The following is a 20,372-nucleotide window of genomic DNA, read 5'->3' as shown; positions in this document are numbered from 1 at the left end:
ATCGCGCCCAGGTCGCATGAGCATCCTACCCCGGCTCATATTGCGACCCGCTTAGATAGGTAACCTGGGATCAAATAGCCCAATATGCATAGCGCCAATCCGTAAAGGTTGGTGCCCAGCAGCAGGGCATATTTGCCATCACCAATAGCCCAACTTTGAGGTATCCAGCCCAACGTAAGGGCTATGCCCAGGGCAATGCCGCACCAGAAACTCAGGTGGAACCCTAATCGAGTCGGAGTCACCATTCCATGTAAAACGAACACCGGAGCGAGACCGATGACCATTGTGCCGCTCAGGGTTGTTGCTTTAAGGATGTCGGTTCCAGTGAGCATAGGAATGTTGCCCAAGACTGCGAATATAACCATCACAGACATGCCAACTCCGATTGCCTTCTTGCCTAGATCGTGACCAGCCAGCAGCGGCAACTCTCGACCCACTAACTTGGCCAGGCTCGAAAAAGTGGAGTCGAGAGTGGAGCCTGCTGCTGAGACCATTACTACGGTCATGACCAACAGTGCGACCACCCCCATGGATTTCGCCAGCGCTGCTGGAACGTTATCAGAAACATCTATCCCTACTAGGGTGGCGTGTACACCAATCAAACTGAACGCAAGAATGGCAACAAAACCCAGCAGTCCGGCAACGAAGAAAGACCTACGCATCGTTCGCTCTTCGCTGATGAAGCCACGATCCGTCAGGACAGGGTCGTGAAACGGGTAGCTGAAAATCTGGAGCCCCGCGACCAGTAATAAATCAACGCCCGAACCCATTGCCCAATGGCTGGTGCTCATCAGCTCCCTGGTGCTGTGCTGCGGTAAAACCAAGCCAAGTACCCAGACAAGGGCAATCAAGAAAATTCCAGCTTGGGCCGCATCTGTCATGATTGAACTGCGAAGTCCACCACGCAGGCTGTAAGCCAGTGTCACCACGGTGAACAACGAGGCGGCTCCGATAAACTCAATGCTACCGGCAGCACCATAATAGCCACCGACCACAGCGGTATTGCTCCAGACCTCGTTAAAGAGCCTGATAAGAATGGCTGCGCTGAAAGCCAGTGCCGCAGAGCGACCGTAATGGGTGATCAGAAAGCTGACCAGTCCTGTAGCTCCGAAACGTCGGCGCAGTCTGAATATGACGAAACCCGCCAGCGGGATCGAAAGCCAATACGTGGCATAGGCCAGACCACCAATCAATCCATAGCTTGCTCCCAAGTTGGCAGCGTTCGTCACCGATTTAGCGAAAATCCAACTGATGAAAATACTCGATGTCAGTAGCCAGGGAGCCGCGCTACGACCTTGAGAATCTTCGCCATGGAAAAAGCCACCCAGAGTTACAGCACGAGGTGACAACGCATACATGACGAGACCGTAAATCAGTAAAAATCCCCAAAAAAACACACCTAGCAGACTATTCGGCTCCATTGATGTTCTCCTTAACCTTTCAATGCGCCAGCGCAACTCGAACCCTGACCAGCGGTGCAAGCAAAGCAATGGTCGCGTGTAGTGATCGGGTTATTTTCCAGACTTGAGGAGTTGAGCAAGTCACGCAGATGAGGCCGATCACGACCAATCAGACCGGGCATGAACATCGGTAGGTCTAGCATTTGGTTGAAGTCACAGTCGTAGAGGTAACCCTGCCAGTCGACGCTGATCAAGTTCCGGCACATGACTGCTTCGAGATTCTCAGATCGATAGCTATCTCTGAGCAGCTGCATGTAATTACCAAACTGCCCCTTGCTAACCAGGGTGCTTCCAAATCGGGCAATCGGAAGGTTGGTAATAGTCAGGAGATGGTTGAACTGAATGCCGAAATCCTCCGCCAAGTGAGCTTTGTAATCGATCTCGAGCTGAGCCTGCGGCGGGGGCAAGCTTGCGCCTTGAGGGTTGTAAACAAGATTTAGGATTAAGCCGCTGTCAGAAATACCGTATCCGAGATTGTTGAGCTTCTTGAGGCCTTCAATGCTTGCGTCGAATACCCCATCACCTCGTTGCTTGTCGACATTCTCACGGGAATAGCAAGGCAGAGATGCAGTCACCTCTACTCCTTGCTCAGCCAGAAACTCCGCTAAGCCTTCATAACCTGGTTCACTGAGAATTGTTAAGTTGCAGCGGTCAATGACACGCAACCCTTCTCGCCGAGCATGGACAACGATCTCTCTGAAACGGGGATGCATTTCAGGAGCGCCCCCTGTCAGGTCGAGGGTCTTCACTGGATGGGCATCAATAACTTGATGCAACAGCGCCAGACTTTCATCCGTCATGGATTCCTTGCGAGTGGGGCCTGCATTGACATGGCAGTGCAGGCAACGCTGGTTGCAAAGGTAGGTGAGGTTGATCTGCAAGGCTTCCAAATGACCACGGTGCAGAGGTGGAAAGCTCAGGGCATTCAGAAGCGGTAACATTGCGTGCATGGTGATACCTACTCTCGAAGACTGATGTTCTGAGGCCATAGCCTCTCGGTGTTACAGATGGATCTCTCGTAACCGGCTAGTGATCGCGCTGAGGCTTTCTCGCACGCGTCATCGAACGAGAACTGCTTCTCAACCCTCCCGAAATATCCATTCACTAGCACAAAAAATTCACCCACTGGTTACTGGACTTTTCAGTCCGTAATCAAGGAAAGATTGAGTGTTTAGGCCTCGACACCTGCAACCCGTCATCTGTCCAAAATGCCTGATTAGGCCCGATTACGTAATCCGTTCATCAGGCAGTGAGTGAGCAGCAGCCAAAGCATCACTTAATTCCTAGCGGGCGATCCAGCGACATTGCGCCTCCACCACGGGCGACGATCAACAGTAGAAGGCCCGCCCAGGAAAGATGAGTTGGCCAAGCATCAGGGTAGACAAACACTTGGATCACAAACGTCATACCCAGTAACGCCAATGCGGATAGTCGTGAGAACAGGCCTAGCACAAGAAGTAGTGGAAACAAATGCTCACTGTAGGCAGCGAGATGCGCGGCCAGCTCTGGCGTGATAAATGGCAGCGAGTATTCTGTGCGGAACAGCTCATACGTACTGGGTGTGATCGTCAAAAATTCACTGACTTTAGTGCGTCCTGACATCAAAAAAATGGCCGCAATGGATAGACGAGCAACCAGCACCAATAGTGAGTCACCAATCATTAAGCCAATTCGGTCTGCAATGCGGTTCCACATGCCTCGCAAAGATTTGTCGGCTGTGGACGAAGTATTTCGTATCGCGTCCATGATGTGCTCCGTTGGTTAAGTTGGTGTTAAGTCTTTAGGAAGAGCGATGGATGCTTACAGAGGCGAACGCGTCGGCCCTGAATAAGCGGGCAATGAGGTCTGCCAAATCCAAGTCAGGCTGAACCTCAAGGGCTTTTTCTGCGGCCAGTTCAAGCGGCAGGTGTGCTGCGCAGGCATCTAAAAACGTGCAATCCGCAGCACTGGCAGCCTCCCAACAAACCTTGGCTTGCTTGCGCGTCAGAAGCGCTCCTTCGCCTTGCCAGTTGAGTTCGTCGGGCATGTCCCGCTCTTCGCGATTGAAGCGCCAGATGGTGTAGACGGGGTTGTCTGGAAACCACGCCCAACGGGAAGCGGCATTCGGTGTGAGTCGGCTGCGGGCCAAGTCCTTTTGGGACAGGTTCGCAAATACGCTCGGATCAATGTCGGGCTCATCTTTAGCGCAATGGACTTGTGTCCAAAGCAGATCCAGGCGGGCGACGTCGCCCAGATAAGGCATTTCTCGCGCATGTTCAAAAGCGTCGAGAAAATCCGGGAAATCAGCGCCGTAGTGCAGCAGCCGGGAATCCGTCGGTGGCGACTGCCGGGCATAGATCGCTGCAGCGGCCTTAAGCCACTCTGTACCGACCAAGCGCTCTATGGTGGGAAAGTTCGCTAGTAATGCGTCCGTCGATCCTTTCAATACAGTATTGCGGTACACCAAAAAACCGGGCTGTTCGATTAGAGCAGTCATTCCAGTCGAATTTCGCTCATATAACGCATCGACGAATGCATCCTGAAAGCTTGCGAGTGAGGTGTTCATATCGTCACTTCCGATGGTTGCCTCTTCCCGATGTTCAACAGCGCCTGTGCTCTGTTTCGTTCATTCAGCAAGGCGTCGAACCCTGGGATATTGTCGTCGCGCTCGATCAAGGTTGGGCGCATGCCGATCCGTTCTATAACGCGTTGATAGAGCAACCAGACGTCTTCAGCGATTGAGGCATCGTGAGTATCTATCAGCAACCGCGTATCTCCCGGATCCACCGCGTGGCCTGCCAAATGGATCTCCACGATTGCCTTGGCCGGGAAGGCATCCAGATACGTTCCCGCATCAAAACCCAGGTTATGTGCGCTGATGTGTACGTTATTGACATCCAGCAGCAACCCGCAGCCTGTTCTCACACTCAGTTCGGTCAAAAACTCGATTTCGCTGAATTCATGACCATCCAAGCCTAGGTAATGGGTGGGGTTTTCAATGGCAATAGGACGTCCTAAAGCGTCTTGTGTACGCTGTATGTTGTTTGCGATGCGTTGCAATGCCTCGACCGTGCGAGGGAATGGCAAAAGGTCAGGATGATACTGACCACGCCATGCTGACCAAGCTAGATGCTCGGAAATCAAAGCAGGCTGAACGTGATGTGCCAGCGCTTTCAGGCACTTCAAATGGTTTTCGTCCGGTGGACAATCGGCAGCAAGTGAAAGTGACACGCCGTGCAGCGAAAGCGGATGTTGATCCCCAATCGCCTCCAGCCATGCGAGACGGGGGCCACCATCCACCATGTAGTTTTCCGGATGAACTTCGAACCACAGACCCTCTGCCGTGCAGTCCAGCGCATCTGAGTAATGATTCGGTTTCAGGCCGAGCCCGGCCCCCATCTGGCGTTCAGTTCTCATGGTTGGTGCGCCCCGTGGTATTGCGATTACATAGGTGCGAGAGTGCCAGTGCCTTTTGGTGTTTTGATGGAGGTACAAGTACCCGCAGGAACGTTTTTCCAGGCATTAGCCTGATAGTCCACTTTGGCGGTGCCCGCACAGGTGGTACCTGCGCCGGCTTTGCAATCGTTCTTGCCAGCTAGGGAAACGCCGTAACACTTTTCCATGGCGCCTGCGGCAGCAGGAGCCTCTGCGGCCATAGCACCTGCAGCGAAAGTAGATAAGGCAACAGCGAAGGCGGCAAGCTTGAGATTGTTCATGGTTGTGTCTCCAGATGATGAGGATTGGTCATCGCATCAGCGCTTGAGTACCGTGCTTGCGATCCAATAGGTAGTTCGATGATTTCTCACTGCCGGTTACAGCGACCGCAAAATATTTTTCAAACCTGCAAAACTGATTCGCTTGTTACCTTATGCCGGTAACCGCATGTAAGATCCGCTGCCCGTCACCAACGCTGGCTTCATGCAGGAGCGAGATATTTTTACTTTTCGTGTAACCAGAGCGAACGATGGAACGAACTACACATAACGACGTGTTGCGCAGTCGAGAGCTCCACCTTCAGGCTCTGTTTATCGCAGGTCTGGACGGAGATGAGCGGTCTTATCGAACGTTTTTATCGGAGTTAAGTGGTCATCTTCGTGGTTTTTTACGTTCGAGGCTTCAGCAGAGATCTGGTGAAATCGAGGATTTGCTGCAAGAGGTTCTCTTGGCTGTTCATAATGCGCGCCAGACTTATCGAGCAGACCAACCGCTGACGGCGTGGGTTTTCGCCATTGCGCGTTACAAGCTCATCGACTTTTTCCGTGGGAGGTCACGTCATGACGTGTTCAACGATTCCCTCGACGATGCGGCAGAGCTATTTGCCGAACCACATCTTGAACCTGCGCAGGCCAGTCGCGACCTAGGTAGGTTGCTTGAGCAGCTACCTGAGCGGCAGCGTCTACCTATCGTGCACGTGAAAATAGAAGGTCTGTCAGTTACTGAAACCGCTCAAATGACGGGGTTATCTGAGTCTGCGGTGAAGATAGGGATACACCGAGGGCTTAAAGCGCTGGCGTTAAGAGTTAGAGGTGCACGATGAACACTGATGATTTTATTTCCATGCTCGCGTCGGGTGTGGCCCCGGTTGACCGCAGGACGCTCGCTAAGCGATTCAGCGGCGCGGTTCTGGCAGGCCTCTTGGGCGCAACTTTGCTGGTAATAGTAATAATGGGCGTTCGGCCAGACTTGGGCCAGGTCATGGCTACACCGATTTTTTGGGCTAAGATCGCCTTTCCGCTCTGTCTTATGATCGGTGCGCTGAGCATGGTAATGAGGCTGGCTAGACCTGGAATAGCCTCGGGCCCCGGCAAAATTCTGATTGTCGCCGCAGTCGCTACGGTGTGGGTTGGCGCTATCTACGTACTCATGGTGGCCGCACCTGATGATCGCCTTGCGATCATTCTCGGCGATACCTGGCAGGTCTGCGCACTCAACATAACTTTGCTGTCGATTCCGGGGTTTATCGCTGTGTTTTGGGCGCTACGCGGTCTCGCACCAACCAACCTGACGCTCTCAGGAGCCTGCGGCGGACTGCTAGCAGGCTCAATGGCAACGATTGCTTACTCCCTTCGCTGCCCCGAGATGCAGATACCATTTTGGGGAGTGTGGTACTTGTTGGGCATGCTGGTGCCGACGGTACTAGGCGCACTACTTGGTCGACGCTGGCTGCGCTGGTAGCAGATCGTGGGCATCACCCGTGCTGGTGGTCAGAGGAATCTAGCAACACCATCACTTCAGGCGATGCGTGATACCGGACGCATATTGGGATCAAGCAGATGAGCTCGCTGAACAATCATGATCCATGCCTGGTACTGCTTTGTAAGCGACCTGCTTTGGGCCACTCAAAACAGCGGCTGGCAGAGGGTGTTGGTAAGGAACGCGCCCTGGGTATCGCTCAGTTGCTTCTCGATTGCGCTATAGAAGACCTTTTAGTTTTTCCGGGCCCACGAGCTTTGGCTCCTGATCAAGCACAACACCAGAAATGGGGGCAGGATCTGTGCGAGAGTGCACTCTGCATTCCACAGAGTGAGGGAAACCTCGGTGAGCGCTTGAATGCATTGGATATGCAACTCCGGAACCTGGGTCAGCAGTACCTGATTTACATTGGAAGCGACTGCCCATTGTTAGGCCCTGACGACTATCAACGTGTGAACGAGCAACTTCAGCACTCAGATACAGTGCTCATGATGGCGCAAGATGGTGGCGTTGTTCTTATGGCCTCTCGTAAGCCTTGGCCGACCTTGAGCGCTTTGCCTTGGAGCACTCAGCATCTCGGTCAAGCGCTAGTCGAATGTTGTCGGAGTTCGGGCCACTCGGTTTCGCTGGCTGGTGAGTTATTCGACATCGACCTCCAAGAAGACCTAAAGCCCTTGCTAGAGGCATTGGCTCACGATGCACGACCTGCGAGATTAAAACTGAAAAACGCGTTGGCGGATCTACTGGAAGTATCAGATGCAAAATAAAGGGTCTGTCAGCGTTATCGTGCCTTGCTGGAATGACGAAGCAGCGCTGGAAAAGCTGCTCAGTCATTTAAATGTAATGGCAATAAATGAGCGTGAGTCGCTACAACTGATCGTGGTTGATGCGGCCCAAAGCGCGAATTGCCTAGAAATTTGTCAGCGCCATGGTTCACTTTGGGTACCTGCATCACCCTGCCGAGGTGAGCAGCTTCGCTTGGGGGCAAGCCACGCAGTTCATTCGATTATCTGGTTTTTGCATGCTGACGCTCATCTGACGTGTAATTGCTTGCCTGCTATCCGTGATGCAATCAACTCTGGTGCGTCGGGAGGGTATTTCGCATTCAGATTCTCCAATGCCAATTGCTGGCAAAGCAGGTTGTTAGAAAAACTGATCAATGTGCGTACCCGTTTTGGGATTCCTTACGGCGACCAAGGATTATTTTTCCAGCGCGATATATATCTTTCGTCCGGACAACATGACGCGTCACCGCTGTTTGAGGAGGTCGAACTTGTGAAGCGCGTCCGCGACCAAGGCCGATTCGTAGAGTTGGCTCAAGGTGTGGGGGTCGATGCCAGGCGCTGGCAGCGCGATGGCTGGTGGCGTCGTTCGTTGCGTAATCGTTTGCTCGCGATAGCTTATTACGTGGGTGTCCCAGCTTCCCGATTAGCAGCCATTTATAGTCCGAGAAAATAATCACTTTTGCCGGCTTAACCAACCCACGCATGCCCGAAAACTCACTGATCATAGAGGGAGTATTGCTAACTCCCGTCCAAATCCTGATGCAGGTGTGTAAGCGTCAGTCCAACACACCTTGCGCAATTAGACGGATGTCCTATGCGCGGCAGTTCGGCAATTTCGCTTTCCCGCCGCGTCGGCAGGCGCGTAAGACGCCCTTCAAGTAAGCATAGGGATCATGTCCGTTGATGGAGTGAACCCAATAGGGTCGAGCGGCTTCTACACGCGGGCGCAGATAGGCCTCGAAAGCGAACTGTTACCTGACTTTGCGCATGTCTTCTGGAAGTCTGCAGGATTCCTCGCCGCCACCCTTCCCTCGGGCTATGATCAAAATATATGAACCGGACTCCCTGACCTATGCCCGTAGACCTGCAAGAGCACTACCCCAAACTGATCCATCTGATGTTGGACACGGTCTTCGTGGTTGATAGGGACAACCAGATTGTATTTGTAAGTGATGCCTGTGAGGCACTGCTCGGTTACCGTGCCGACGAGCTGACCGGCAACGCGATCACCGACTATATGCATCCTGACGACCTGGCGGTCACACGAGCCTCCATTGTCCGGGTCATGGATGGTCAGCCCCACTTCGATTTCCGCAACCGATATCTGCGCAAGGACGGAGGTATCGTGCACATCCTCTGGGCGGCCTTCTGGTCAGAGGAAGTGGGTGCGCGGATCGGTGTCGCGCGTGATGTTACGGCCCTCAGCCAGGCCGAGGAAGCATTACGTTTCCTCGCCCATCATGATCCGCTGACAGAACTGACCAACCGGTCGCTTTTCAATGCACGAGTGGACTCGGCGCTGCGAGCGGCATACCGTAACAAGAGCACTCTGGCTTTACTTTTTCTGGATATCAATGACTTCAAGGGTATCAATGATTCCCATGGACATGCCGTGGGTGATCGTGTGCTCTGTATGATTGCACGACGGCTGGAAGGCTGCGTATGTGAGACGGATGCGGTGGCCCGTATGGGCGGTGATGAATTCACTGTTTTGTTGACGGACATCCAGTCGGAGAACGCCGTTTCCAGGAAGGTGGAGCAGATTTTCACGGTCATGGCCGAGCCGCTGGGCACTGAATTTGGAGGGGTAAAAATACCGTCTTGCAGTATTGGCGTGGCCATTTATCCCGCTGACGGGGAGGATGCAGATGCTCTACTCCGCCATGCGGATGACGATATGTACGCATGAAAAGACGCCGTTCTGCGGCTGGGTAACGAGCGCGTGGGTTCCTTCGGCAAAGCACGGCAGGTTTGAATCTATTCAAAAAGTCCGCTATTGGTAGGTTCCTTGCCGATCTTGGGTACGACGCGTGCGGGTCAAATCCGATGCAATCGGTGGTCAGAACGAATGCAAATGACTGGTCAGATCGAATGCGAACGGGTGGTCAAGTGGAGTGCAATTTCGCAGTTTAGGGCCAACCTACGTATACCCGATTTTTCCTATGGCATAGGGGTATGCATCGTCGACTGTCAGTCTTGAGCGATAGTGCTATGCGCAGATTACTTCCCTACCTTTTTACCGGCCTGCTTTGGGCCGGATTGAGTTTTACCGCTTCCGCTGTTCAGGCAGACAGTTCCAGTCTGCCGTTGCAGCCTGTCGCCAGCATCGATCTGCCTCGGTTCATGGGTACCTGGTACGAAATCGCCCGCAGTCCCAACCGGTTTCAGAAAAGGTGCGCCGGTTTCACCCGCACCGATTTCCATCTACAGGCCGACGGTACGGTGCAAGCGGTCAACCGGTGTCGATTGCATGATGGCCAATTGCATCTTGCTCTCGCCACTGGTCGGCAAGTTGGCGCTCCGGACTCTCCCAGGCTCAAGGTGCGCTTCGCTCCAGCGTGGATGTCGTTCCTCCCCTCAGTGTGGGGGGACTACTGGATTATTGATCTTGACGCACAATACCAATTGGTCGCCGTCAGCGAGCCGACTCGCAAATACTTGTGGATTTTGTCGCGAACAACTCGGGTAGAGCCGCAGGCTTACGCGGCACTACTGGAACGACTGAAAGACAAAGGCTTCGCGGTGGAACGGCTGCTGATGACACAGCAATAGCGTCGGATGGGGATTGCTGACCAAATGGGCCGTGTAATCGTACGGTAAGTCTATCAACGACGGTTTTCGAGCTTTTTTCAACAATGGCGATGTTTGCGACGCTGCTGGCTATTCGGGATTAGTCTAAACGTCACTGGAAAGTAGTTCCTGCCTACAGTCCTACACCGCGATCAAATGACTTATGTCATGGCGAACATATAGGTCATTGGCCGACTCGGGCAATCAAGCACACCCATTGCCATCGGCAATAGGCCACTAAGAGGATCAGGTTAGGCCTTTGGCTAAGTCTGTCCGCCCCAGCGTTGAATGATCTGCTCGCTCAGCCCTCCTAACTCTGCGGCCATTATGTCTGGCACTGGCACCTCGTCTATCGGTAGCGGTGCATTGTACGGCCGGGTCAGCAGTGCGCCAAGGCACCCCGCAGCTTGCGCACCCGCCGTATCCCAAAGATGACAAGCGACCAGAAGCAAGTCCGCCATCTCGACATTCATCTCCCTCGAAACCATCTGATAGGTTTCCGGGGCAGGCTTAAATTTTTTCACTACCTCAACACTGAAACTGCGCTCAAAGAATTTCGCTAACCCGGCGCGCTCAAGAGCCGAAGGGGATGCACCGCTGGGCGAGTTACTTAGCGTCATCAACCGAAAGCCGGCATCACGTAAGCAGTTGAGTGCCGGCAGCACATCAGGGTGTGCTGGCATAGTACTCATCCGTGCCTGCAATTCATCAATATCACTAGCGTCGAGCGCGACATGATGGATAGACGCGACCATGTGCAGCGTGCCCGCGGCCAGTTTGCCAAATGGGCTGTAACGCCCACATAAGGTCATAGTTTGCGAGTAGAGGATCAGATTGGCGAACCACTCGCGCAAAATGGCTCGGTCACCGAAGACACGCTCAAACAGCGGCTCAAGGGTGGTGATATCGAGTAATGTCTCATTCACATCGAAAACGATGATCGGCGCTGATTTTCGCAATGCCATGAATATTCTCTGCTAAGTAGTGCACGCTACTGTAAGCACGCGGTTTTCGCTTGAGGCCCCTGACACGCTAGATCGCGGAAAAGTTACCTCGATCGAACCTGCGGGGCACGCTCATAAATCTAAATCGTGCCCGGGAGGGGAAGGGGCGGTATCGATGATCGTTATCGGGATGATTTCTTAGTCCAGGAGAAACGCTTAAAGGCTTCGTCGACAGGCGTCTGGGCAATGTGGTTGGTGTAGTTGCTCATAACTTTTTGACTGAGGCCTAATATGATTTCCAACACATTTTGTTGAGTATAGCCGGCTGCATAAAAGTCCTGCATTTGCGTGGACTCAAGCTCGCCACGTTGGCGCACCATCGCCAGAGTAAAGTCGCGCAACGCCTCAAGCTTTGAAGTTGGTAGGGGGGTCTCATCACGCAACGCGTTATTCACCTCATCAGAAAACCCTGGCGCACTGTACCAACAGGCATTTGAGGCTCTTGTCTCCTCGCTTGCTGATCCCCTTCAAGTTAGACCTGCCACCCGTGCTGTACTGTCTGGGAACGAGCCCTATGGATGCGGCGAAGTCACGACTTCATCCGAATTGCATGCCGTCTCCCATTTCGACAGCCAGCAGGCTGGCGGTGATCGGGCCGACGCCGGGCATACTCAGCAAACGACTGCCCAGATCATCGTCAGCCAGTTGGCCAGCCATCTCTTTATCCAGCAGCGTGATTTGCTCATCCAGATAGCCGAAGTGTGCGTGCAACCGCTGTAACAATGTGCTGAGCCGTATCGGCAACTCATGCTCGGCCAGAACGCTAGGCAGACGTTTTATGACCGTCCGCCCCAGAGGCAGGCTGATGCCGAACTCCAGCAGGAAGCCATGGAGTTGATTGATTGTTTTGGTGCGGTCACGCACCAGCGACTCACGCATGCGATAAAGTACTGAGAGCGTTTGCTGGGCCTCGGTTTTAGGCGAGACAAATCGCATCGAAGGGCGTGAGGCGGCTTCGCAGATCGCCTCGGCGTCAACGAAATCATTTTTGTTACTTTTAACAAAGGGCCGAACAAACTGCGGGGATATCAGTTTGGTTACATGTCCCATGGTAGCCAGTTCGCGGGCAACGAAATGGGAACCAGCGCAGGCTTCCATCACGACATTACAAGTGGGGCAGTTGCCGAAAAAACGCATCATCTGCACGCGCGAGAGCTTCTTGCGAAACATCTCTCGACCCGATACGTCCTGGCCGTGCAAGTGGAAAGTGTGTTTGCCGAGATCGATACCGACCAGTGCCAATTCGCTCATGATGATGGCCTCCAAAATAAAATACCCTGCGAAAGCGTAGCCCTCGCAGGGTTTGGGGGTGACCATCTCTTACCGGACACCCATTTAGGCGAGAATGCTCGCCAGATAGAGGTGTCTGATGACCAAACAACGTCGTTCTTTTTCCGCTGAATTCAAACGCGAGGCCGCAGGCCTCGTGCTCGATCAAGGCTATAGCCATATCGAAGCCAGCCGCTCGCTTGGGGTGGTCGAGTCCGCGTTGCGTCGCTGGGTTAATCAACTCCAGCAGGAGCGCAGCGGCGTTACTCCGCAGAGTAAGACGCTGACGCCTGAGCAGCAGAAAATCCAGGAATTGGAAGCTCGAATCGCTCGACTTGAGCGGGAGAAATCCATTTTAAAAAAGGCTACCGCGCTCTTGATGTCGGAAGAGCACGAGCGCACGCGCTGATTGATCAACTGAGCCCTCAAGAGCCGGTTGATTGGCTTTGCGCAGTCTTTGACGTCACTCGTTCGTGTTACTACGCCGACCGCCTCAGGCGCCGAACTCCAGACGTTGAGCGGCTTCGGTTGCGCAGCCGGGTTAATGAACTGTTTACGCAAAGTCGAAGCGCTGCCGGTAGCCGCAGTATCGTGTCAATGATGCAGGAAGACGGCGAGCTGATCGGGCGGTTCAAGGTGCGAGGCCTGATGCGGGAACTGGAGTTGGTCAGCAAACAACCTGGATCGCATGCCTACAAACAAGCGACGGTTGAGCGGCCTGACATTCCGAACATCTTGAATCGAGAGTTTGATGTGCCGGCGCCGAATCAGGTCTGGTGTGGCGACATCACCTACATCTGGGCTCAAGGGAAGTGGCATTACCTAGCTGTCGTTATGGATCTTTACGCGCGCCGAGTGGTGGGCTGGGCGCTGTCGAACAAGCCGGATGCGGATCTGGTCATCAAGGCGTTGGACATGGCTTACGAACAGCGTGGCAGGCCTCAAGGGCTTTTGTTTCACTCGGATCAGGGCTCGCAATATGGTAGCCGCCAGTTCCGTCAACGGCTCTGGCGTTACCGCATGCGCCAAAGCATGAGCCGTCGTGGAAACTGCTGGGATAACGCGCCGATGGAGCGTGTGTTTCGCAGCTTGAAAACTGAATGGATACCGACCGTAGGCTACATGACAGCTCAAGAGGCGCACCGCGACATCAGTTATTACCTGATGCATAGGTACAAATGGATTAGACCGCACCAATTCAACAACGGACTGGCCCCAGCTCAGGCCGAGAAAAAACTTAACGTCGTGTCCGGGAATAGTTGACCACTACACACAGTCACCCGCTATTTGCGCCGTCTGGGCTATGTTCAGGCCTCTGTCCAATCAAGAACAGCCGTTTCGCGCCATTTCACTTCTGTCACTCCGTATCGCTCGGCTTGAGGTTTCGAAACGACCTTCAACGGAGGTCTACCGGGTTTAGGAATGGGCGCTAGGCCGGCGTCGCAGCTTGCCCAATGCCAGGCATCCACATTGCGCATTGTTTTGGCGTGAATTACGAATGACTTTGGCTTCCCGTGCAGCTTGTACTCGATGACAAAAATATCTGTTTGGCTCATGAGTTCCTCCTTACGCTCATAGGCAAAAGAGTGGTGCTCTCAGAAAAAATTCCAATGTTTTTCACTTTTCCTTTGAGCACGTTTTTTAGCCTGCCTTTCTGCATTCGAAATCTTCTCGTTTTTTTGATAGTACACCGAGCCTCGGCTTGCATAGAAATGGCTCCCTGACTCTAAATTCAAATTGTGGTTTTTGGTGTATTGTAAGGCGACTAACTACCTAGAGAACGACCATGTCCAAGCTCGCAGAATTTCGCCAACTGGAAAAACACTTAGCCGAACAGCTCCAAGCGCTAGAAGCGCTCAAGGGTGATGCTGGTCTGAAGCAAGAAATCGAATTCGAAACAAAGCTCCGTGCGTTGCTCGCGAAGTACGGCTTCAGCTTGAAAGACATCATCAATCTTCTGGATCCGCAAGCCCGACGCGCTCCTGTCGCCGCGCCAAAAGCGGGCACCCGCAAAGCTCGCCAAGTGAAGGTTTACAAAAATCCTGAATCCGGGGAAGTTGTGGAAACCAAGGGCGGCAACCACAAAACGCTGAAAGAATGGAAAGCCAAATATGGCTCGGACAAAGTAGAGTCCTGGCTGACCAAGTGATCTTGGTTTGAGTACAAAAGGGCCTGGAATGGCCCTTTTTCTTTAGTTCAGCTTTTACTACGCCGGCAGCGTTCCGACCAGTAGCGAACTTTCTCCGAGCAGTGTGCCCACTTTTTCCTCAATGAGAAGGGAAGGCCGCAAGTCACGTAAGTTTTGACTGGAAGTTCACTCTCCTTCAAAACAACTCCCCTGCATCAAGTCTGGCGAGCAGCTTCTGACCACGTCCCAGAGCGCTTGTCGTTCGGGTTCAGTCATCTTGTCGAGGTTTTGTAGGCAATACTCATGTTCTGATTACCACACTGAAGGACTGCCGTGACGCATTCGGAGGTGACAGTAGAGCGCGTGATTGGTGTTTCCGCTCACCTTGTAGGCGCAGTCACGGCGATAGTCACACATCTGCTTGATACCGGTCGCTCGCACAGCAACGCTATTTCCACTCTGGGGCCACGTTGAGGAGACGAACATGAGAGGTTATCTAGCGATTTTCTTCGCCTAGCAGAACCGTTGTTGTCAGGGAAAGATGCTGCGCGAATGGATCGTCGACGTTGCTAAAGAGATGGGGGGGCGCGGCGCGAGCCTCTGCACAGCAATTGAAGGATTTGGGCACACAGGTAAATTGCACTCATCGCATTTTTTTGAGCTGGCAGATCAACCTACGGAGATTCGCATGGCTATCACCGAGGACGAATCCGAAATGTTGTTCAAGAGGTTGGAGGTTTAGGAGATTTCCGTATTCTACGTAAAAACCCCAATTGAAATGGGCACCGTCGGCAGAAAGGCCTCCAAGCCATTCCTAAACCTTTGAGGTACGAACGTGAGCTATACGGATGTTCCACCGAGTATCGCGATCCCCAATGACTTTTTTACGGTTATCGAAACTCCTGCTAACCATTCTCCGGTTACACACGAGGTGGATAAAACAAGTGGACAGACCTTCGTTGACCGCTTCCTCAGTACATCGACGCTTTATCCCGCCTACTATGGATTTATTCCAAATACGCTGAGTGATGATGGCGATCCTCGGGGCGTACTGTTGATTTGCCCGTACCCGGTATCGGCTGGCGTTGTAGTTCGCAGCCGCCCGGTTGGTGTGATGTACATGACAAGCGAAGTAGGTGCTGGGGTCAAAGTAATTGCGGTGCCTCATGACAATCTCAGCTCTAAGTACAGCGACGTGAAGGAGTGGGAAGACCTTCCCGTACTTTTGCTCGCACAGATCCAGCATTTCTTCGAAAACAGCAAGGCTCTGGAGCCGGGCAAGTGGGTGAAGATGGGCCGTTGGGGGAGCGCTGATGAGGCTCGGGAGGAAATTTGCAAGTCGGTGGCTGCGTATGCCCCGAAATAAGTTTTTTGCGCTGGACTGAGGAGCGTCTGTCGAATGCTTGATACGAGGGGCGCGTGAATAGTGCGCAGCCTCTCAGTCGCTCGAAGAGTCAAGCGTCGAGGGAAGAGAGCGCATGCAATAGCGGATGGCTTATGCCTTCATAACAATGTTTTTTGCGGGATTTACATTTGTAATCACCAAGATGATCCTCACACGGTGTCTACTTAAAGATGTTGCAGACGCAGCTGGATAAAAAACTCCTGGGTAGCACTCGCTTAACGGCGAAGCGATAGGAGAGCGTTCTGCGCCAGCTTGCGCAAAGCTGTTTGGAGCAAGCTTCTTATTTGTTTAGTCTTACGGTCAATATGGCGACTTCAACGGGAGCCCCTCGTGTGATCAAACCGATAAAGCTTTTTCGTCGAGGCTTCGCCTCAATGCGCTGGCGCACTCGCGTAACTCTATGGATTGCAGCGACCATTGCTGGCCTACTGGTAGTGGCTTTTGCAAGGTTGGCCGACATAGCTTTGGAGCAGTTCGCGCAACAGACCGCTGAGCGAGCGTGACTTCCTCTTATTTACACCCCACTGATCGGCATGTTCGTAGTTTGGCTGACAACGCGTTTTTTCGTGGGCGCACAAGGCAGCGGAATTCCGCAGGTAATCGCGGCAACACTCCTTGCGCGTCAAGGCAAGCCCATTAACAGACTGGTTTCACTGCGCATTGCTTTCGCCAAGATAAGCCTTGGAACGTTGGCGCTAACGGGCGGCTTTTCAGCGGGGCGCGAAGGCCCCTCAGTCCAGGTTGCGGCATCCATCATGCACTTCTTTCACCGTTTCCTGCCCAATGCGCGAATTGTGCGCAGCGAGGATCTCATTCTGGCGGGAGGTGCAGCAGGTATTGCGGCTGCATTTAATACGCCATTGGCCGGGATCGCCTTTGCGGTAGAAGAGTTGGGACGCAAGCTGGAGACCCGCACGAGTGGCGTTCTTCTCAGCACCATCATCCTGTCTGGTATGGTCGCTATTGCCTTGCAGGGCAACTACAACTATTTCGGTCATTTCGGTCATTTCGGCATTCAGGACATCAACCTCGACATAGTCGTCCCGGCATTAGTGATAGCGATTGGATGTGGGCTATTGGGTGCTTTGTTTAGCCGAATGTTGTTATGGCCACAGCGGCACCCACAGTTCATCATCTGGCAATGGCGGCGCCGGCACCCAGTATGGTTTGCCGGTATCTGCGGATTGATCGTCGCAATATTGGGCTGGCTGAGTGGCGGAATGTCGTTCGGTAGCGGATACGGCATTACCTCTCAGGTCATCGCATCCGATGTTGTCCTGCCATGGCACGCACCCATTACGCGTTTCTTAGCGACCGTAGTGACCTACTTTTCTGGTATTCCAGGAGGTATTTTCGCCCCTTCGCTCGCCGTAGGGGCAGCAGTCGGCGCCAATACCGCAGAGCTATTCCATCTAGCCGCGCAGCCCACTATTGCCCTCTGCATGGTTGGTTTTCTGGCCGCTGTTACTCAGTCTCCGATCACCTCCGCAATCATTGTGATGGAGATGATTGATAGTCACAGTATGGTTATTAGTCTCATGGCGGTAGCCTTGATCTCCAAGGCTGTTAGTTCAAATGGGGCCTGAGTTGTATCAGCAATTGGCGCGGGGCTTCCTACAGAACGTAGAACCCGACACCACGCCAAAGAATCCAGCTCGATAGGTTTTACCGGGGCATCGTCCTAGCCAGTGAGCTAAGTTGATCCTTCTCATGCTGCATCACTAACGTTGTATCTGCTCGTGTGACCAGAAGCTCTGCGTGTCTGTCGCAGGCATGCTTAAAGATCGCAGGGTTAATCCTAGCGAGGCTGATGAGGGCCTTTAGCAGGCGAAGGTTAACTTCAAGCAAACCTGCACCGTCCCTGCTTATCGGGGCAAAAAAATCGTCAAACAGATCTTCAACAGTCAATCCTCGAAGAAAGACCTGTTTACAGCCTTGATCTGTCTGCGAGCTAGAGACGTGAGGTTTGCTCCAACAAGTCAAAGTTCTCACTCCTCGGCCAATGACATCAATGGCCGTCCCAGGGTCGTTGACCGCAGGAGACAAGGCGCGAGAAGCGATTTCCGAGAGCACGCAGAGCCCGAAGCGAGGATCATTTTCAAAGGTTCGCCGGATGCCGATGGTCAGCGCCGCTAGAATCTCCTCTCTAGCGATATTGGTATCACCGGTCATCGTGTTGCCCAAGCTCACAATGTGTAGGAGTGGCATTCCCTCGTGCACAAATGTCCCCGGAAGTACGTCCAGATAAATCTGGGTCTGATTGTCCTGTGCGATGGTTCCAAGAGCGTTCACATCGATATGTTGCACATAGCCAGTTAGATCACTTGTGACTGTAATTGCGCCAGGGGGAAGTACCAGATCAGGCGGGTAAGCTGAACCGCCTAGGTAGGGCCATTGGACTCGTTGGCTGATTGCCTTTATCGCAGCTGCCTCGACGCGGTCGATGGTTTCTCCAACCCTTCCGAGCTTGGACAGGTGATCGATCCAGCGCAGTAGGGTGTAAACGATCAGGATGACCACAACTATCGTCACTGCGAACAGCAATACTCGACCTTGGGTGCCGTAGGCGCCCGTGCTCAGCGCGATAATCCCCACCAGGCTAAAGAGGAATGAGCCGATGAAAGTGGCGAGGGCATTCTGGGTCGTGGTGTCCTCCATCACGAGCGTGGTGGCACGAGGCGTCACCCCGCTGCTCGCGGCACCATACGCCGTGACCATCGTACTTAACGAGAAGGTTGTAACGGCCAGCATGCTGGAAGCAATGATCCCCAGAATTTTGTCCACCGCATCCGCACCGATGCGCGCTGGCAATGACTCCGGAATGAAGTCTTTGAATACAACAGCGAGCAGAGCCGTAGCCACGCCTAGAAGGGAGAATAGGGAGGCTCTGAACCACAGCCGTTTGGTGAGTTGATTCGTTACCCAGCGCCAACGGGCGATCATGTGCAATACCTTTAGTGACTGCATCTAATAGAGTAGCGGGCGGGGTAGAAGTTTTATTCGGCAATTTGGAATGGTAGGTTGCACCCTATCTGCCAGCAACTATCTACACTGAGGGCTCAAAGCACTGGCGTTAAGAGTTAGGTGTGCATGATGAATACTGATGTTTTTTATTTCCCTGCTCGCGTCGGGTGTGGCCCCAGTTGTCCGCAGGACACTCGCTAAGTGAATCAGCTGCGCGATGCTGTCCGGCCACTTTACTGGTAATAGCATAATAGGAATCGGCCACACCTTGGCCTGGTCATGGCTACACCGATTTTTTGGGCAAAGATCGCCTTTCCGCTCTGTCTGATGATCGGTGCACTGAGCATGGTAATGAGGCTGGCTAGACTTGGAATTGCCTCGGGCCCCGGAAAAATGCTGATTGTTGCCGCAGTCGCTTCGGTGTGGGTCGGATCTATCTATGTACTCTTGGTAGCCCCACCTGACGACCGCGTAGCGATCATTCTCGGCCAAACCTGGAAGGTATGCGTGCTCAACATTAGCTTGCTGTCGATTCCTGGGTTTATCGGTGTGTTTTTGGGCGCTACGCGGTCTTGCACCCACCAATCTGACGCTCTCAGGAGCCTGCGGTGGACTACTAGCAGGCTCAATGGCAACGATTGTTTACTTGCTTGGCTGCCCCGAGATGCAGATACCATTTTGGGGAGTGTGGTACTTGTTGGGCATGCTGGTGCCGACGTTACTAGGCGCATTACTCGGTCGAAGCTGGCTGCGCTGGTAAGTCTGTGCTTCACATGGCCGAACCCGATGCCGGTTTTTCTCTGATTGAGCTGGCTATAGCCTATCGTTGAGCTGAGAGGCCAATCTCCGTGCACCCGATTTCTCCGATAGCATTGGGGAATGCATCGTCGACCGCCAACCGTGAGCGTTAGTGCTATGCGCAGAGTAGTTCTCTACCTTTTTACTAGCCTGCTTTGGTCTGGATTGAGTTTTGCTATTCCCGGCGGTCAGGCAGACAGTTCCAGTCTGCCGTTGCAGCCTGTCGCCAGCATCGATCTGCCTCGGCTCATGGGTACCTGGTACGAGATCGCCCGCACTCCCAACCGGATTCAGAAAAAGTGCGCCGGTTTCACCCGAACCGATTTCCATCTACAGGTCGACGGTACGGTGCAAGCGGTCAACCGTTGTCGATTACGCGATGGCCAATTGCATCTTTCTCTCGCCACTGGTCGGCAAGTGGGTGCTCCGGACTCTCCCAGGCTCAAGGTGCGTTTCGCACCAGCGTGGATGTCGTTTCTCCCAGCAGTATGGGCGGACTACTGTAAGCGTCTGCCGAAGTCACCTTGCGTGACTCAGGCCGGCACCCACTGATGCGGTAGCAGTTGATCAATCTCACTGGCACGCTGTGTTGGCAGC

Annotated in this window: 22 protein-coding genes and 4 pseudogenes; 14 read left to right on the top strand and 12 right to left on the bottom strand. The window is 53.4% G+C overall.

Annotation, left to right across the window (positions count from 1 at the left end):
• Positions 1–35 precede the first annotated feature (35 nt).
• From FBY04_RS30740 to FBY04_RS30715, 6 genes are all read right to left on the bottom strand, one after another.
• Positions 36–1,421, bottom strand: a complete 1,386-nt coding sequence (locus tag FBY04_RS30740) for a sodium:solute symporter (protein WP_145307921.1) — start codon at positions 1,419–1,421, stop codon at positions 36–38.
• A gap of 11 nt (positions 1,422–1,432) precedes the next feature.
• Positions 1,433–2,410 (bottom strand): arsenosugar biosynthesis radical SAM (seleno)protein ArsS, encoded by a 978-nt coding sequence (gene arsS, locus FBY04_RS30735; RefSeq protein ID WP_145307919.1) that lies wholly within the window; start codon positions 2,408–2,410, stop codon positions 1,433–1,435.
• Between the two features lie 322 nt (positions 2,411–2,732).
• Positions 2,733–3,206: a DoxX family protein gene (locus FBY04_RS30730; RefSeq protein WP_145307917.1), complete on the bottom strand. Its 474-nt coding sequence runs from the start codon at positions 3,204–3,206 to the stop codon at positions 2,733–2,735.
• A 34-nt stretch (positions 3,207–3,240) separates the two neighbouring features.
• Complete coding sequence (locus FBY04_RS30725) at positions 3,241–4,005, bottom strand: DNA-binding domain-containing protein (RefSeq protein ID WP_145307915.1); 765 nt, start codon at positions 4,003–4,005, stop codon at positions 3,241–3,243.
• Positions 4,002–4,856 carry a DUF692 domain-containing protein gene (locus FBY04_RS30720; RefSeq protein ID WP_145307913.1) on the bottom strand — a complete coding sequence of 285 codons (855 nt, stop codon included), beginning with the start codon at positions 4,854–4,856 and terminating at the stop codon, positions 4,002–4,004. Before FBY04_RS30720 ends, FBY04_RS30725 begins: the two co-directional genes overlap by 4 nt.
• Positions 4,857–4,882: 26 nt before the next feature.
• Positions 4,883–5,155 (bottom strand): DUF2282 domain-containing protein, encoded by a 273-nt coding sequence (locus FBY04_RS30715; protein WP_145307911.1) that lies wholly within the window; start codon positions 5,153–5,155, stop codon positions 4,883–4,885.
• Positions 5,156–5,403: 248 nt separating this feature from the next.
• On the opposite strand from FBY04_RS30715, the gene FBY04_RS30710 reads away from it, so the two are divergent.
• The 6 genes from FBY04_RS30710 (at position 5,404) to FBY04_RS30685 (ending at position 10,189) form a co-directional block, all read left to right on the top strand.
• Positions 5,404–5,976: a sigma-70 family RNA polymerase sigma factor gene (locus FBY04_RS30710; RefSeq protein WP_145307909.1), complete on the top strand. Its 573-nt coding sequence runs from the start codon at positions 5,404–5,406 to the stop codon at positions 5,974–5,976.
• Positions 5,973–6,614: a DUF1109 domain-containing protein gene (locus FBY04_RS30705; protein ID WP_145307907.1), complete on the top strand. Its 642-nt coding sequence runs from the start codon at positions 5,973–5,975 to the stop codon at positions 6,612–6,614. Before FBY04_RS30710 ends, FBY04_RS30705 begins: the two co-directional genes overlap by 4 nt.
• Before the next feature lie 98 nt (positions 6,615–6,712).
• Positions 6,713–7,399, top strand: a complete 687-nt coding sequence (locus tag FBY04_RS30700) for a DUF2064 domain-containing protein (protein WP_145319262.1) — start codon at positions 6,713–6,715, stop codon at positions 7,397–7,399.
• A complete protein-coding gene (locus tag FBY04_RS30695; RefSeq protein ID WP_145307903.1) occupies positions 7,389–8,090 on the top strand; it encodes a TIGR04283 family arsenosugar biosynthesis glycosyltransferase in 702 nt (233 codons plus the stop codon). Before FBY04_RS30700 ends, FBY04_RS30695 begins: the two co-directional genes overlap by 11 nt.
• Positions 8,091–8,489: 399 nt before the next feature.
• Positions 8,490–9,326 carry a sensor domain-containing diguanylate cyclase gene (locus FBY04_RS30690; protein WP_145319259.1) on the top strand — a complete coding sequence of 279 codons (837 nt, stop codon included), beginning with the start codon at positions 8,490–8,492 and terminating at the stop codon, positions 9,324–9,326.
• A 302-nt stretch (positions 9,327–9,628) separates the two neighbouring features.
• Entirely contained in the window at positions 9,629–10,189 is a 561-nt protein-coding gene (locus tag FBY04_RS30685; RefSeq protein ID WP_145307899.1) for a lipocalin family protein, read from the top strand.
• Positions 10,190–10,470: 281 nt separating this feature from the next.
• Here the strand turns inward: FBY04_RS30685 and FBY04_RS30680 are convergent, their stop codons facing one another.
• The 3 genes and pseudogenes from FBY04_RS30680 to FBY04_RS30670 all read right to left on the bottom strand — a co-directional run.
• A complete protein-coding gene (locus tag FBY04_RS30680; RefSeq protein WP_145307897.1) occupies positions 10,471–11,172 on the bottom strand; it encodes a haloacid dehalogenase type II in 702 nt (233 codons plus the stop codon).
• A gap of 161 nt (positions 11,173–11,333) precedes the next feature.
• Positions 11,334–11,594: a carboxymuconolactone decarboxylase family protein gene (locus FBY04_RS30675; RefSeq protein ID WP_218571666.1), complete on the bottom strand. Its 261-nt coding sequence runs from the start codon at positions 11,592–11,594 to the stop codon at positions 11,334–11,336.
• Positions 11,595–11,613: 19 nt separating this feature from the next.
• Positions 11,614–12,462, bottom strand: a pseudogene (locus tag FBY04_RS30670) (IS110 family transposase); the annotation flags it as partial.
• Between the two features lie 118 nt (positions 12,463–12,580).
• Between FBY04_RS30670 and FBY04_RS30665 the strand changes: the two are divergent.
• A protein-coding gene (locus FBY04_RS30665) for an IS3 family transposase (RefSeq protein WP_145307895.1) occupies positions 12,581–13,743 on the top strand; the annotation gives its coding sequence in 2 pieces (ribosomal slippage) (positions 12,581–12,836 and positions 12,836–13,743; 1,164 coding nt in all).
• Positions 13,744–13,787: 44 nt separating this feature from the next.
• Here FBY04_RS30665 and FBY04_RS30660 read toward each other — a convergent pair.
• Positions 13,788–14,036, bottom strand: coding sequence for a DUF6555 family protein (locus FBY04_RS30660; protein ID WP_145319256.1), 249 nt, complete (start codon positions 14,034–14,036; stop codon positions 13,788–13,790).
• 230 nt (positions 14,037–14,266) lie between these two features.
• Here FBY04_RS30660 and FBY04_RS30655 point away from each other — a divergent pair, with 230 nt between their 5' ends.
• Entirely contained in the window at positions 14,267–14,629 is a 363-nt protein-coding gene (locus FBY04_RS30655; RefSeq protein ID WP_145307891.1) for a histone-like nucleoid-structuring protein, MvaT/MvaU family, read from the top strand.
• A gap of 47 nt (positions 14,630–14,676) precedes the next feature.
• Here FBY04_RS30655 and FBY04_RS30650 read toward each other — a convergent pair whose 3' ends face one another.
• Entirely contained in the window at positions 14,677–14,808 is a 132-nt protein-coding gene (locus FBY04_RS30650) for a DUF2256 domain-containing protein (protein WP_145307889.1), read from the bottom strand.
• 341 nt (positions 14,809–15,149) lie between these two features.
• On the opposite strand from FBY04_RS30650, the pseudogene FBY04_RS30645 reads away from it, so the two are divergent.
• The 3 genes and pseudogenes from FBY04_RS30645 (at position 15,150) to FBY04_RS30635 (ending at position 17,675) form a co-directional block, all read left to right on the top strand.
• Positions 15,150–15,434: pseudogene (locus FBY04_RS30645) on the top strand (DUF190 domain-containing protein).
• A 9-nt stretch (positions 15,435–15,443) separates the two neighbouring features.
• Positions 15,444–15,974 (top strand): inorganic diphosphatase, encoded by a 531-nt coding sequence (gene ppa, locus FBY04_RS30640; RefSeq protein WP_145307887.1) that lies wholly within the window; start codon positions 15,444–15,446, stop codon positions 15,972–15,974.
• Between the two features lie 371 nt (positions 15,975–16,345).
• A pseudogene (locus tag FBY04_RS30635) lies at positions 16,346–17,675 on the top strand (chloride channel protein).
• 3 nt (positions 17,676–17,678) lie between these two features.
• On the opposite strand, the gene FBY04_RS30630 reads toward FBY04_RS30635, so the two are convergent.
• Entirely contained in the window at positions 17,679–18,956 is a 1,278-nt protein-coding gene (locus FBY04_RS30630) for a DUF2254 domain-containing protein (RefSeq protein ID WP_145307885.1), read from the bottom strand.
• Between the two features lie 300 nt (positions 18,957–19,256).
• On the opposite strand from FBY04_RS30630, the pseudogene FBY04_RS32935 reads away from it, so the two are divergent.
• The 3 genes and pseudogenes from FBY04_RS32935 to FBY04_RS30620 all read left to right on the top strand — a co-directional run.
• A pseudogene (locus FBY04_RS32935) lies at positions 19,257–19,475 on the top strand (NrsF family protein); the annotation flags it as partial.
• Positions 19,476–19,524: 49 nt separating this feature from the next.
• The gene (locus FBY04_RS32930; protein WP_256667211.1) at positions 19,525–19,737 is read left to right on the top strand and encodes an NrsF family protein; all 213 of its coding nucleotides are present in this window, start codon (positions 19,525–19,527) and stop codon (positions 19,735–19,737) included.
• Positions 19,738–19,856: 119 nt separating this feature from the next.
• Positions 19,857–20,327: a lipocalin family protein gene (locus FBY04_RS30620; protein WP_306092809.1), complete on the top strand. Its 471-nt coding sequence runs from the start codon at positions 19,857–19,859 to the stop codon at positions 20,325–20,327.
• Positions 20,328–20,372 lie beyond the last annotated feature (45 nt).

Origin of the sequence: Pseudomonas sp. SJZ080 (assembly GCF_007828295.1) — a bacterium.
Taxonomy (GTDB): Bacteria; Pseudomonadota; Gammaproteobacteria; order Pseudomonadales; family Pseudomonadaceae; genus Aquipseudomonas; species Aquipseudomonas migulae_A.
The sequence above is the reverse complement of the archived record's forward strand: the minus strand, read 5'-3'. Positions and strand labels throughout refer to the sequence as shown.